The 12,879-nt window shown below is 71.9% G+C and carries 12 protein-coding genes; 5 read left to right on the top strand and 7 right to left on the bottom strand.

The window, feature by feature from the left end:
• The 3 genes from VIM19_20430 to VIM19_20420 form a co-directional block, all read right to left on the bottom strand.
• Positions 1-280 (bottom strand): AAA family ATPase (locus VIM19_20430; protein HEY5187203.1); only part of this gene is annotated, 280 nt, incomplete at its 3' end.
• A 402-nt stretch (positions 281-682) separates the two neighbouring features.
• Entirely contained in the window at positions 683-949 is a 267-nt protein-coding gene (locus VIM19_20425; protein HEY5187202.1) for a hypothetical protein, read from the bottom strand.
• A gap of 149 nt (positions 950-1,098) precedes the next feature.
• On the bottom strand, positions 1,099-2,709 hold the full coding sequence (locus tag VIM19_20420) for a DUF885 domain-containing protein (protein ID HEY5187201.1): 1,611 nt from the start codon (positions 2,707-2,709) through the stop codon (positions 1,099-1,101).
• Positions 2,710-2,766: 57 nt separating this feature from the next.
• Between VIM19_20420 and VIM19_20415 the strand changes: the two genes are divergently transcribed.
• Both VIM19_20415 and VIM19_20410 read left to right on the top strand, forming a co-directional pair.
• Positions 2,767-3,231, top strand: coding sequence for an HNH endonuclease (locus tag VIM19_20415; GenBank protein HEY5187200.1), 465 nt, complete (start codon positions 2,767-2,769; stop codon positions 3,229-3,231).
• Positions 3,232-3,584: 353 nt separating this feature from the next.
• Positions 3,585-4,640, top strand: coding sequence for a Fic family protein (locus VIM19_20410; protein ID HEY5187199.1), 1,056 nt, complete (start codon positions 3,585-3,587; stop codon positions 4,638-4,640).
• A gap of 102 nt (positions 4,641-4,742) precedes the next feature.
• Here VIM19_20410 and VIM19_20405 read toward each other — a convergent pair whose 3' ends face one another.
• From VIM19_20405 to mfd, 3 genes are read right to left on the bottom strand one after another with little or no spacing between them, the layout of a single operon-like run.
• Complete coding sequence (locus VIM19_20405) at positions 4,743-5,693, bottom strand: MazG family protein (protein ID HEY5187198.1); 951 nt, start codon at positions 5,691-5,693, stop codon at positions 4,743-4,745.
• 3 nt (positions 5,694-5,696) lie between these two features.
• Positions 5,697-6,332, bottom strand: coding sequence for a hypothetical protein (locus VIM19_20400; protein HEY5187197.1), 636 nt, complete (start codon positions 6,330-6,332; stop codon positions 5,697-5,699).
• Positions 6,329-9,892 carry a transcription-repair coupling factor gene (gene mfd / locus VIM19_20395; GenBank protein HEY5187196.1) on the bottom strand — a complete coding sequence of 1,188 codons (3,564 nt, stop codon included), beginning with the start codon at positions 9,890-9,892 and terminating at the stop codon, positions 6,329-6,331. Before mfd ends, VIM19_20400 begins: the two co-directional genes overlap by 4 nt.
• A 137-nt stretch (positions 9,893-10,029) precedes the next feature.
• Here mfd and VIM19_20390 point away from each other — a divergent pair, with 137 nt between their 5' ends.
• Positions 10,030-10,836 (top strand): glycosyltransferase family 2 protein, encoded by an 807-nt coding sequence (locus VIM19_20390; GenBank protein ID HEY5187195.1) that lies wholly within the window; start codon positions 10,030-10,032, stop codon positions 10,834-10,836.
• Here the strand turns inward: VIM19_20390 and VIM19_20385 are convergent.
• Positions 10,833-11,039 carry an LPXTG cell wall anchor domain-containing protein gene (locus VIM19_20385; protein ID HEY5187194.1) on the bottom strand — a complete coding sequence of 69 codons (207 nt, stop codon included), beginning with the start codon at positions 11,037-11,039 and terminating at the stop codon, positions 10,833-10,835. The two genes, VIM19_20390 and VIM19_20385, sit on opposite strands and share 4 nt — an antisense overlap.
• Positions 11,040-11,505: 466 nt before the next feature.
• Here VIM19_20385 and VIM19_20380 point away from each other — a divergent pair, with 466 nt between their 5' ends.
• Entirely contained in the window at positions 11,506-11,784 is a 279-nt protein-coding gene (locus VIM19_20380; protein ID HEY5187193.1) for a PqqD family protein, read from the top strand.
• A 289-nt stretch (positions 11,785-12,073) separates the two neighbouring features.
• The gene (locus tag VIM19_20375) at positions 12,074-12,601 is read left to right on the top strand and encodes a hypothetical protein (GenBank protein ID HEY5187192.1); all 528 of its coding nucleotides are present in this window, start codon (positions 12,074-12,076) and stop codon (positions 12,599-12,601) included.
• The last annotated feature ends 278 nt before the right edge of the window (positions 12,602-12,879 follow it).

The raw sequence follows: 12,879 nt of genomic DNA, 5'->3' as shown, positions 1-12,879 counted from the left end.
CGGCGGGGTCGCGCACCGCCCGTCCCGTTTCGGGGAAGTCCCGGTCGATGATGCGCTCGAGGTACCCGTCGAGCATGGCCCGCTGCGCCCGGCCGGTCGATGCGCGCATCCCGGGGAAGCCACCGGAGAGGATCCCGCCCGTGTAGTCCTCCAGGGTCACGTCCGTCGAGCCGGCGACAGCTGGCTTCCCCCCTCTCAGGAGCGCGCCGAGACTCACCGTCGGAGACTGCAGGCCCCGCTCGGCGAGCGTGAGCGTGAGCGGGCGCATTCGAACGCTCACGATTCGCCCCGCTGTCGAGTGGGGCGTTAGCCGGAGCCACCGGAGGAGCCTGCTCGAGCGCACGTCGCAGATCGGCTAGCAGGCCGGCGAGTTGGTCGCCGTCGCGCGCGCACGTCTCCCACAACACGTCTGGTGACAGCGCACCCACCGATTGGTATGCAAGCTTGTCCCGCATCCGTTTGGGGCCGGCGAAGGGCTTGCTTCCACTCGGGACCTCGCGCAGGCGGCTGAACTGCTTGAGAGCGCTGCCGACCGAAACCCGGCAGAAGGCGAGGGCGAGACGCCGGTCCTCCGAAGCATCGAAGGCAGCCCGCCCCTCCGAAGTGAGTCTTCTGATGATCTCGAGCGCTTCGAGCGCTTCGAGCGCGGCGTCGAGCTCCGCGACCCCCGCAGGGGCGTCACTCATGCCGCGGTCGATGCCCGAAGTGGCCGTCCGGCAACGTCACGTCCGTGCGGCGAGCCGGAGGGGATGACGGACAGCGCCGCGCCCAGCACCGACTCCGCCTCGAGCTCGAAGTCGGCGAGATCGAGATAGGTGCGGCCTGGGGCGACATCGGCGACGACGGCCCCATGTCCCGCCTGACGGAGGTTAGACAGACCATGGCGGTCAGCCAGATCGGTGAGCACGGCCGCGAAGCGGTCGAGCAGTTCCTCCGTCGCAAGGTCCATGTGCTCAACGATAGAGGTCGGACGACTGGCTGGCACGTACTCCGGGAGGACGAACGGGCCTGCAATTCGCAGGTCGCTGTCACGAAGTTACGAACCGTCGCAGCTCTGCCTTCGGGGAGCAGCTCCGCCTCCGCTCGTGCAGGGTGGACTCAGAACTCACCTCGCAGCAGCGTGCGCAGGTGCCGCGGTGGCGGGGAGCCGTGCGCCAGCAGCGTGTCGTGCCGCTCCCGGACGCTCCACCCCGGGCGGGCGTGAGCCAGGAGGGCCGCCAGCTCGCTGACCGCCGCGTACCCCACGTGGTACGTCGGCAGCTGGGTACTCGTGAGCAGCACCCGACGCCACTTGCCCGCCGCCTCCCCCTCCTCCTGATGCCCCCGGACCGTCATCAGCGCCATCGCCTCGGCCTCAGACATCCCCCGCGTGTGCACCCGCACGTCGAGGATCGCGTTGATCGCCGTCCGCAGCTGCATCTTCAGCTGCTGCGCCCGCACCGCCGTCCCGCCGAACCCCGCCCGGGCCATCACCTCCTCGGCGTACACCGCCCAGCCCTCCACGAACGGACCGCTCCCGAACGCCGCCCGCACCGGCGTCGACCCCCGGTAGAGCCGTGCGTGCGCCAGCTGCAGCACATGCCCGGGCATCGCCTCGTGCACCGTCAGGTTGCGCAGCTGGTGGCCGTTGTACTCCCGGTAGAACGAGCGCACCCGCTCGGCCGGCCAGCCGGCCGGGGTCGGCGCCACCGCGAACAGTGTCGGCAGTTCGCAGGACTCCAGCGGCCCGGGCGAGTCGCAGTAGGCGACGGCGACACCACGGTGGATCTCCGGCATCTGGATGATCCGGACGGCGTCGTCGGGCACGCTCACCAGCTGCTCGGACCGGACGAAGGCGGTGGCCTCGGCCAGCGCCTGCCCGCACAGCGGCAGCACGGTGGTGTCTTCCACGGGCGCCTCGTCGGCGAGCCGGTCGAGCAGCGCGCGGACGTGTTCGGTGCCGCCGGCCAGCTCAGCGAGCTCCTCCTCGACCCGCATCAGGTCGGACTCGGCTCGGATGAGGACGGCGTCCGGCGTGCTCTCGTCGTCCAGGGTGTGCCACAGCTTGGCCGCGTACAGCTGCTCGCCGAGGCGGGGGTCTCCGTGGGCGTCGGGGAGGGACGCCTGCAGCCACCCGACGTGCTCGGCGAGCGCCTCGGCGGCGTTGGCGCGGGCGGGCTCGACCTGGCTGCGCAGGGCGGGCTCGGCCTCGAGCGCGCGCTCGACCTCGGTGGCGAGCAGGTGGAGTGTGCCCTGGAACTGGGTGATCGCGGTCTCGACGTGGACTGCGGGCATGGTCGTGAGCGAGGCCCGCGCGGTGGCCAGGGCCTCCGGGACCGCGGCCAGCCGACCGGCCAGGCTGGTCAGTCGCTCGGGCAGCAGGGCGAAGTCGCGGGCCAGCAGCAGATAGAGGGCGGTGCCCGGGTTGGCGACGAGCGGGTTCCAGGTGTGCTCGCGCAGCTCGTCGACGGCGAACAGCCGCTTGGCCAGCTGGGCCCGCAGGATCTCCAGGTCGACCTGCTCCGCGACGTCGAGGCTGACATCGTCGACGCCGTCCAGCAGGCCGAGGTGCCCGGTGAGGATCCGTCGGTGATCGGCCAGCCCGGCCTCCGACAGGTCGGGCAGCCGGTCGTCGCGCGCGTGCTCGCCCAGCCCGGTCGCCTCGACCGGGTCGATGGCAAGCAGGTCGTCGATCGCGGCCGTGGCAACCCCCCGCCACCCCTCCTGCATGAAGGTGCCCTTCTGTGCGCAATATTGCAATAGTCCACCCTTCATACACCGGAGGCGTTGCGACACCCGTACCCCCGCCCAGCTGAGCGCCGACGCCCTCACCGACCTCGCCCGCCTGGCCGCCGACGCCGACGCGACGCCCGGCAGCAGCCGCAGCGGCTCCCACCTATTGTCCACGTCCCAGTGGCCACCCTGCTCGGCGTTGACGGCGCCCCACCCGCCGAGCTGGCCCACAGCGGCGGCGCCCTGTCCGCCACCGCCACCGACGCACTTGCCTGCGACGCGCTGATCACCCGGCTGCTCACCGACCCCCAGGGCCTGCCGCTCGCCGTCGGACGCACCAGCCGCACCGTGCCCACCCGGATCCGGCTCGCGGTCGTCGCCCGCGACCGCAGATGCACCTACCCCGGCTGCGCCCGCCCACCCAACTGGTGCGACGCCCACCACATCATCCGCTGGGCCGACGGCGGGCCGACCGACCTCGACAATCTGGCGCTGCTGTGCCGGTACCACCACACATAAGTCCACCAGCGCGGGTTGAAGATCACCCCCGACCCCCACCGGCCGGGTTGGCTGTTCACCCTCCCCGACGGAACCCCGGCCGGCAGCACCGCCCGCGGACTCCGCATCGCCCTGCCACCCCCGACCGGCGACGTCAACCGGCCTACACATGAACGGCCCCAGGACACCAGACGGTGACTGTGCGGGACCCTGTGCAACTCTCGGACGATTCGGAAGGATCAACCCGTAGTTTTCCGAAACTAGCGAGATTGCGGAAGGATGCTGCTGTGGGTGGTCACGAGGTTCCGATCACCTGGCGCGGACGGCGGACCACGGCCTGGGTCCCTGACCCGCTGGATGCGGACGCTCTGTCCTTGACCGAGCGGACGGTTCGGCTGACCGAGCAGGCCGCGTCCGCCGCCCGTCGTGGCAGCGACGCGCTCCCCGTGCGATGGGAAGCACTGGCCCGGCTGCTCCTGAGGGCCGAGGGAGTCGCCTCGTCGTTCCTCGAGGGTCTGACGTCGCCGCTCGCAGATGTCGTCGCCGCCGAGCTGGACCCGACCGTCGGGGAGACCGCACGCTGGGTCGCCGACAACCTGGCCGCGGTCAGCAGCGCCATCGACGAGGCGCACGACCGACCCCTCACAGTGGAGGCGCTGCACCGCTGGCACCGGGTGCTGATGGGCGGGGCTCGGCACCTTCCCGGTCACCTGGTGGGCTCCTGGCGGGACGCACAGGGTTGGATCGGTGGCACCAGCCCGCTCGACGCCGCCCTCGTACCGTCCCCGCCGGAACACATCTCAGGACTGATGGCGGACCTCGTCCGCTTCGCCAACAGAGAAGACGTCGACCCAGTGACGCAGGCGGCCCTGGCCCATGCGCAGTTCGAGGTGATCCACCCGTACGGAGACGGCAACGGGCGGATCGGGCGCATCCTCATCGCCTGGCTGCTCACCCGGCGGCTGAACCTGGTCAGCCCACCGCCAGTGAGTGTCCGCATCGCTGCCGACCGGGGCGGCTACCTGGCCGGCCTGACCATGTTCCGGCTCGGCGACGTCGACCCCTGGGTGGCCTGGTTCGCCACGACGGTGAGCGACTCCGGCACGGCCACCGTGAACCTGGTGCGAACCGCCGCGCAGCTGCAGTCCGACTGGCAGCGCCGCCTGTCCGAGGTGCGGATGGATGCCGCGGCCCACCGGCTGCTCGCCGTCCTTCCGGAGCATCCAGTCCTCTCGGCCGGCGTGGTGGCGGCCGCCCTCGGTGTCAGCGAACGCACCGGCCGGGAGGCACTCACGATGCTCTCAGGACGAGGCATCGTCGAACGGTTCGAGGCTGGCAACCGCGGCGTGGGGCGGCCAGCACAGCTCTGGGTGGCCCGAGAGCTCATCGACCTGGTCACCACCTGGTCCCGCCCCGCTCCCTCCCCCTGACGGAGGTCAGCGACCGCCGTCGTCACCACACGCCGCCGTCCAAGATCACCGTTTGCGGGAGGAAAGCGCCCTCCGAAGGCGTGATCCTCCCGCTATCAGTGATCAAGGAGAGGCGCCCTCGGCCGCCCGGACCCGGCCCGCGTAGCCTCGGGCGGCCTCGCGCAGTGCTGCCTCCGGGTCGACTCCCGCGGCCCGGGCCAGTGCCACCACGTCCAGCAGCAGCTCACCGATCGCCTCGGGGGACGCCGACGAGGCCAACGGCACCGCCGGCATCGGCACCGACACCGCCACCCCGGCCTTCTCCGCGCGGGACATCAGCTTCGCGGCCAGCGCCAGCGCGGGCTGGGCCAGCGGCACGCCGTCCATGGCCGACGAGCGCCCCTTCTCGACCCGTTTGAGCTCCTCCCAGTTCGCCTCGACCTGCTCGGCCGTGGTCGCGTCGACCGAGCCGAACACGTGCGGATGCCGCGCCACCAGCTTCGAGACGATCCCGTCGGCCACCTCGTCGATCCCCCACGGCGCCGACGGGTCTTCCCACGCCACCCGCGCGTGAAAGACCACCTGCAGCAGCAGGTCGCCGAGCTCCTCCCGCAGGTGCTCGCGGTCCCCGCCCTCGATCGCCTCGACCGTCTCGTAGGTCTCCTCGAGCAGGTACGGCAGCAGCGAGTGGTGGCTTTGCGCGGCATCCCACGGGCACCCGCCGGGCGAGCGGAGCCGGTCCATCACCGCGACCAGGTCGACCAGCCGGGCCCCGGGCAGGTCCAATGAGCCGACCACCACCGTGTGCGGCCCGACCTCCGCCAGGGCGCCGGCCGCCGCCTCCCCGCCGTCGTCCAGCAGGACGACGGACCGCCCCGCGGCGCGCTCCGCCAGCTCGGCCGCGGGCCGGTCGCCCCACGAGGACAAGGCGACCCCACCGAAGGCCAGCGCGGAGACCCACGACGGATCCGTCCGCAGCGCCCACACCTCGTCGGCCGAGCGCAGCGCCGACCAGGCCGGCCAGGTCAGCTGGCCCGCGGCCACCCGCGGCGAGACCCGCAGGACGACTAGCAAGGGTCAGCTGCCGGACGGTGAGGCCGACGCCGACGCGGCTGGCGACGACAGGTCGTTGACCGGGGCCACGACCGACGCCTTGGCGGCGTCCCAGCTGCCGTAGCGCGGGCTCACGCTGACGCCGACCTGCTTGGACAGGTCCGCGAGGTACTTCTGCAGCGCGGCGGCCTGCTCGGTGGTCGACTTCCCCGGGGCCAGCTTTTCGACCAGCCCCTGCTGGATCAGGAACACTCGCGCGGCGTCGTCGACGCCGGACGCCGGCACCCACTGCTGGTCGGCCGTCGCGAAGCTCTTCTCGACGTTGGCGCGCCCGCCGGCCTGGGTGATCAGCGCCTCGACCTGCCCCTGGGTGACGGTGATGCCCTCACGCACGGCGGCCGCGTTGTACAGCCGGATGTCGACCTGCCGCTGCACCAGCTCGCGCAGCAGCAGGTCGGTCGACGGTGCGATGGCGTTCTGCGCCTGGATCTGGGCGAGGACCTCCTTGGCGTCCTGCATGATCACCGTCTCGGTGACCCGGTTCGGGCCGACGACGGCGGCGGACCCGGCCTCGGCCGGGTTGCATGCGGACAGCCCCACGACCGCGGCCACGAGCACGGCCCCCGTGATCAGCTTGCGGATCGGTCGACGAACGATCACTGGGATCCTTTCCCGGTCGGGCGGTCGAGGAGGACGGAGTCCACCACACCCCGGCACCAGTCGAGCAGCTCGACGTCGCGCACCGGCTGCCCGCCGACCCGCGCCGTCATGGGCCTAGGCACCAGAATCGTACGGACGGCGGGCTTGACCAGTGACTTCGGGTACAGCCGCTGCAGCCGCAGCACCCCGGACTCGGGCAGCTCCACCGGGCCGAACCGCACCAGCGAGCCCTGCACGGCGACCTCCGCCAGCCCCGCCGTCCGGGCGTGCGCGCGGAACCGGGCCACGTGCAGCAGGTTCTCCACCGGGGTGGGCAGCGGGCCGTAACGGTCCTCCAGCTCCTCCCGCACGGCCTCGACCGCCGCGTCGGTCGCGGCCCCGGCGATGCGCCGGTAGGCCTCCAGCCGCAGCCGTTCGCCGGGGATGTAGGAGTGCGGCAGGTGCGCGTCGACCGGCAGCTCGACCCGGACCTCAGCGGTCTCCTCGGCCGGCCCGCCGTGCTTGAACTCCTCGACCGCCTCGCCGACCAGCCGGACGTACAGGTCGAAGCCGACGCTGGCGATGTGCCCGGACTGCTCACCGCCGAGCAGGTTGCCAGCGCCGCGGATCTCCAGGTCCTTCAGCGCCACCTGCATGCCCGCGCCCAGGTCGGTGTTGCTGGCGATGGTGGCCAGCCGGTCGTGGGCGGTGTCGGTCATCGGCCGCTCCGGCGGGTAGAGGAAGTAGGCGTAGGCCCGCTCCCGGCCCCGGCCGACCCGGCCGCGCAGCTGGTGCAGCTGGGACAGCCCGAGCAGGTCGGCCCGCTCGACGATCAGCGTGTTGGCGTTGGCGATGTCCAGCCCGGACTCGACGATCGTCGTGGTCACGAGGACGTCGAAGGCCTTCTCCCAGAAGTCGACGATCACCTGCTCGAGGGTGTGCTCGTTCATCTGGCCGTGCGCGCTGGCGATGCGCGCCTCGGGCACCAGCTCGCGCAGCCGGGCGGCCACCCGGTCGATCGACTCGACCCGGTTGTGCACGTAGAAGATCTGGCCCTCACGCAGCAGCTCGCGGCGGATCGCTGCGCCGATCTGCTTCTCGTCGTACGCGCCGACGAAGGTCAGCACCGGGTGCCGCTCCTCGGGCGGGGTCTGGATCACGGACATTTCGCGAATCCCGGTGACCGCCATCTCTAGGGTCCGCGGGATCGGCGTGGCCGACATGGCCAGCACGTCCACCGCGGTACGGACCTGCTTGAGCTGCTCCTTGTGCTCGACGCCGAACCGCTGCTCCTCGTCGACGATCACCAGGCCGAGGTCCTTGAACCGGATGCTCGGGGTGAGCAGCCGATGGGTGCCGATGACGACGTCCACCGTGCCGGCCGCCATGCCCTCGATGACCTCGGCGGCCTCCTTGTCGGTCTGGAACCGTGACAGCCCCTTGACCACGACCGGGAAGTTCGCGAACCGCTCGGCGAACGTCGACAGGTGCTGCTGCACCAGCAACGTGGTCGGCACGAGCACGGCGACCTGCTTGCCGTCCTGCACGGCCTTGAACGCGGCCCGGACGGCGATCTCGGTCTTTCCGTAGCCGACGTCCCCGCAGATCAGCCGGTCCATGGGCACCGGCAGCTGCATGTCCGCCTTGACCTCGTCGATGGCGGACTGCTGGTCGGGCGTCTCGACGTAGGGGAACGCGTCCTCCAGCTCGCGCTGCCAGGGGGTGTCCGAGCCGAACGCGTGCCCGGGCGACGCCGTGCGCGCGCTGTACAGCCGGATCAGCTCGGCCGCGATCTCGCGGACCGCCTTGCGGGCCCGGCCCTTCGTCTTGGCCCAGTCCGAGCCGCCCAGCCGGTTGAGGGTCGGCGACTCACCGCCCACGTAGCGGGTCACCTGGTCGAGCTGGTCGGTGGGCACGTACAGCCGGTCGCCCGGCTGGCCACGTTTGGATGCCGCGTACTCGACAACCAGGTACTCCCGGGTGGCCCCGGCCACCGTGCGCTGGGCCATCTCGACGTAGCGGCCCACGCCGTGCTGCTCGTGGACGACGTAGTCGCCGGGCTTGAGCTGCAGCGGGTCGACCTGGTGCCGCCGACGGCTGGGCAGCCTGCGCATGCCCTTGGTGGACGACCGCTGGCCGACCAGGTCGGTCTCGGTGAGCAGCGCCAGCTGGACGTCGTCCAGGGTGAAGCCGTGCTCGAGCGAGCCGCAGGCGACCTGCACGACGTCCGGGCCGGGCTCGGTCGCCAGGTCAGGCTCCACCCGGCTCGGGATGCCGGCGTCGCGCAGCCGCTCGTGCAGCCGCTCGGCCGGGCCGTGCCCCTCGGTGACCAGGACCACCCGCCAGCCGCCGTCCAGCCAGCCACGGACGTCGGCCAGCGCGGCGTCGGTGTCGCCGCGGTAGGCCTCGGCGGCCTTCGCGTGGATGACGACGACCTCGTCGTCGGGGACCTGCAGCTCCTCGTCGGGGGCGAACGGCGTCAGGCTCCACCAGGCCAGGTCGATCTCGCGGGAGTGCCCACGGACCTCGGCCAGCGAGCGGTAGGCGGCCGCGCCAAGGTCGAGCGGGGTGGCTCCCCCGGCCGCGGCCGCGGCCCAGGAAGCAGCCAGGAACTCCTCGCTGGTGGCGACCAGGTCGTGCGCACGGGTGCGGATCCGCTCGGGGTCGCACAGCAGGATGTGCGCGTCGGCGGGCAGCAGGTCGGGCAGCAGCTCGAGGTGGTCGGTCAGCACCGGCGCGAGGCTCTCCATGCCCTCGACCGCGATGCCCTCGGCGAGCTGGCCGAACACGTCGGCGAGGCCCGGGAAGTCGACGGCCAGCTTCTCGGCCCGGGCCCGCACTTCGTCGGTGAGGAGCAGCTCGCGGCACGGCGGGGCCCACAGCCCGTCGTCGGCGACCTCGAGGCTGCGCTGGTCGGCGACCTTGAACCAGCGCACCTCCTCAACGGTGTCGCCCCAGTACTCCACCCGCAGCGGGTGCTCCTCGGTGGGCGGGAAGACGTCGAGGATCCCGCCGCGGACGGCGAGCTCCCCGCGCTTCTCGACCAGGTCGACCCGGGTGTACGCGGCGGCGACCAGCCGCTCGACGGCGTCGTCCAGGGGGATCTCGTCACCCGCGCGCAGAGCGACCGGCACGAGCTCGCCCAGGCCGGCGACCAGCGGCTGCAGCAGGCTGCGGACCGGGGCGACGACGACCCGCAGCGGCCCGTGCGCGTCGGCGTCCTCGGGGTGGCTGAGCCGGCGCAGCACGGCGAGCCGGCGGCCGACCGTGTCCGAGCGGGGCGACAGCCGCTCGTGCGGCAGCGTCTCCCACGCCGGGAACTCGGCGACCGCGCCCTCGGGCAGCAGTGAGCCCAGGGCCGCGGCCAGGTCCTCGGCCTCCCGGCCGGTCGCGGTGACGGCGAGCACCGGGCGGTTCGCCCCGGTGGGCGCTTGCGCGGCCAGCGCCGCGACCAGCAGCGGGCGCAGCGCGCCCGGGGCGGCGACGTCCAGCTGCGGGCGGTTACCCGACCGGGCGGCCCGCAGCACCGCGGCGAGGGCGGGGTCGGCGACGGCGGCGTCGAGCAGCCCGGCAAGGGTCATCCACGGTCCTTCCGAACAGCACGAAAGCCCCTCAATCGGGTTCCGGTGGGGGTTGACTCCAGGCTACCCCCGCGTCGGCTCGACATACTGGGTCGATGACCGGGGACCAAGGGGGAGCGTCCGCCGATGATCGACCGTTGACGGCGAGCGTCATCATCCCCGCGCACAACGAGGAGACCACGCTCGGCCGGCTGCTCTCACGGGTGGCCGGAGCGGACGACCTCGACGTGATGGTGGTCTGCAACGGCTGCTCGGACCGCAGCGCGGAGGTGGCCCGAGGCTTCGGCGTGCGGGTGCTGGAGATCGCGGAGGCCTCGAAGACTGCTGCGCTGCGAGCCGGAGCGATGGCGGCGCACTCACCTCTGCACGTGTTCGTCGACGCTGATGTCGTCATCGACGCGGCCGCGCTCCGGGCGCTCGCGTCGGCGGTCGACGTCCCGGATCCCCGGGTCGCCGGCCCGCATCGCACCATGGATGCCTCTCGCTCGTCGTGGGCGGTCCGGTCCTACCTACGGTTCTGGGAGCGGCTCCCGACCGTGCGGTCCAGCCTGGCCGGCCGGGGTGTGCTCGCGCTGTCGCCGGCGGCGGTCCAGCGACTCGGAGAGTTCCCGGACGTCGTCGCCGACGACCTGCTGGTGCACCGCTCGTTCGCCCCCTCTGAACGGGTCGAGGTCAGCTCCGTCGACGTGACGGTGGTGGCGCCGAGGCGGGTGAACGACCTCGTCCGGCGCCGGATCAGGGTGCTGCACGGCACCGAGGACGTCGCGCGTCGGTTCGGGCCGGATGACGGCAGCCGCACGTCCCGCGCCGACCTGGTCGCGACTGCGCGCGACCCGCAGGCGCTGCCCGGCCTGCCCGTGTTCGTTTGCGTCACCGCATGGGCGCGGTGGCGCGCCAGAAACAGCGCACCCACGGGGTGGCTGCGCGACGACAGCAGCCGTTAGCTACTGCGCGCGTGTCGCACCGGATCCGTGTCGCCGTCGGCCGCCGGCTGCTCCCGTGAGGACGCGACTGCGGCGCTGCCGGCGACGATCAGACCCGCACCCAGGGCCAGCGTGGCAGCCACCGGGAAGTCGGCGCCCGTCTTCGGCAGGGTGGTTCCCGCGGCCTGAACCTGCGTGCCGAGCACCGCGGTGTTCGGGGACACGGCCGGCTGGGTGGCCGGCAACACGGCTGGCTGCGCGATCGGCGCACCTGCAGTCGGGGGTATCTCCGTGACCGGGCCGCCCGGCGGGACCGCAGGGTTGCCCGGGGGGCCCGCAGGGTTGCCCGGGGTCGATGGCGTTCCCGGGTTGCTGGGGGCGCTCGGCGAGTCCGCATGGGCTGCGCTCATGGACACCATCTGAACGGCTGGGATTGCCCATACCGCCCCACCAACGATCGCGCTGCGCTTCAGGAAATCGCGCCGGGTTGCCCCTGCCGCCGGGGGCGACATGTCTTCGTGCGCCATCCTGATCCTCCCCATCATCACTCTGACTGACCCCTGGGATCAGCCTCGTTGCGAAACTACACCGCCCGGCAGCCCGATCCCATGCCTTGGCGCAATTGTGTCCGTTCGGATGCTCCCCAGGGCACACCGACGGTGGATCTCGACTACGCCGTAGACTCGACCGGTGACCCAGCGTGTCTTCGAGGCCAAGGCCGGAGTCATTGCTCGGGAGTTGGACGGATCGATCTGCCTCGTGGACCCTGAGACGTGGCAGGTCGCAGTCCTTAACGAGACGGCGAGCGACCTATGGCGACTCGTCCAGGTCGGCTGCGCGCTCCCGGAGATCATCGAGTCACTGGCAGAGGCCTACCAGGCCGGTGAGAACACCGTCAGCGACGGCATCCGGGAAGCACTTGACCAACTGGTGGCTGGGGGCTTCGTCCTGAGCACCGAGTCGGCGTGAGCTTGTGACCCTCGAGCGTCGGATTCTCCACCTGAGACTGCTCGACGTGTCGGTCCTCCTCGACGTCCCCGCTTCGAAGGTTGGACTGCTCAGTCCCTACCTCCCCGCCTCGACCGGGCCTGGACCCGTCAAGCTACGCATCGCGGTGCGAAGCGCGGGGGTGGGGTGGGAGGTCGTCGGTCGATCGCGCACCGCCTGCGCCCCCTCCGAGCTGCCGAGCGCCCTCCTCTCCGAGGTGAATATCGGAGTCCTCACGCATACCGGTCATCTGGCCATCCATGCCGGGGTAGTGGGAGTCGGTAGCGCCGGCATCGCCATTCCCGGGCCATCTGGAGCCGGCAAGAGCACGCTGACTGCGGCGTGCCTCCAACACGGGTTCGACTACGGCTCGGACGAGGCTCTGTGCCTCGACACCACCACCGCGCTGGTCCAGCCCTTCACTCGACCGCTGGCCCTAAGCAACGACTCACTCCGCCTCTTGGGCTCACCCGTTGCCGTGGAGCCGGACGGCGCAGCCAACGCCGAACGCGTGGTCTGCGCAACGGAGCTGGGAGCGCAGATCCTCGATCACCCACTCGGGCTCCGGCACATCGTGCTCACCGCGCGACGACCCGGCCACGCGGACCTGACGGCGGCCCCGAGAACGGACGCCCTCGCCGTCCTGCTCCGGCACGCCTTCAACCACTACCAGATGCCGCGCGCGGCATTCGAGACCGTCCATCGCGCTGTCGCGGCGGCTCAGGTCTGGCGGCTGGGCTACTCGGACCCGCTCGAAGGAGCAGCACTGCTGCGGGCCCGGCTGGCAGAGTCGCCCTGAGCCTCCACCCGGACGGCCCGCAGAAACCGCCCACGGCCGTCTGCATCGCCGTCCTCATAGAACATGGACTCCGGGTTTCGCGCATCCCACAGCCCGCGCGAGTCGTGCTCAGCCATGGTCATGCCGTGCCGCAGCCAGCCCCCCAGACGCCGAATCGCCTCACGTTCGCTGCTCGTCGAGCCTGACCGGGTCGCCCTGGCGACCAGACGCGACACCGATCCTTCGCCACGGGCCCGGTTAACTGGGGGCAGCACGACGGACATCGAAGAGACCGCCCG

The sequence above is a fragment of the Actinomycetes bacterium genome (assembly GCA_036510875.1).
Taxonomy (GTDB): domain Bacteria; phylum Actinomycetota; class Actinomycetes; order Prado026; family Prado026; genus DATCDE01.
The sequence above is the reverse complement of the archived record's forward strand: the minus strand, read 5'-3'. Positions and strand labels throughout refer to the sequence as shown.

Coding starts and splice junctions, on each gene's coding strand:
- VIM19_20425 (HEY5187202.1), bottom strand. CDS start 949: ATGGACCTTGCGACGGAGGAACTGCTCGACCGCTTCGCGGCCGTGCTC.
- VIM19_20420 (HEY5187201.1), bottom strand. CDS start 2,709: ATGCAGGAGGGGTGGCGGGGGGTTGCCACGGCCGCGATCGACGACCTG.
- mfd (HEY5187196.1), bottom strand. CDS start 9,892: ATGACCCTTGCCGGGCTGCTCGACGCCGCCGTCGCCGACCCCGCCCTC.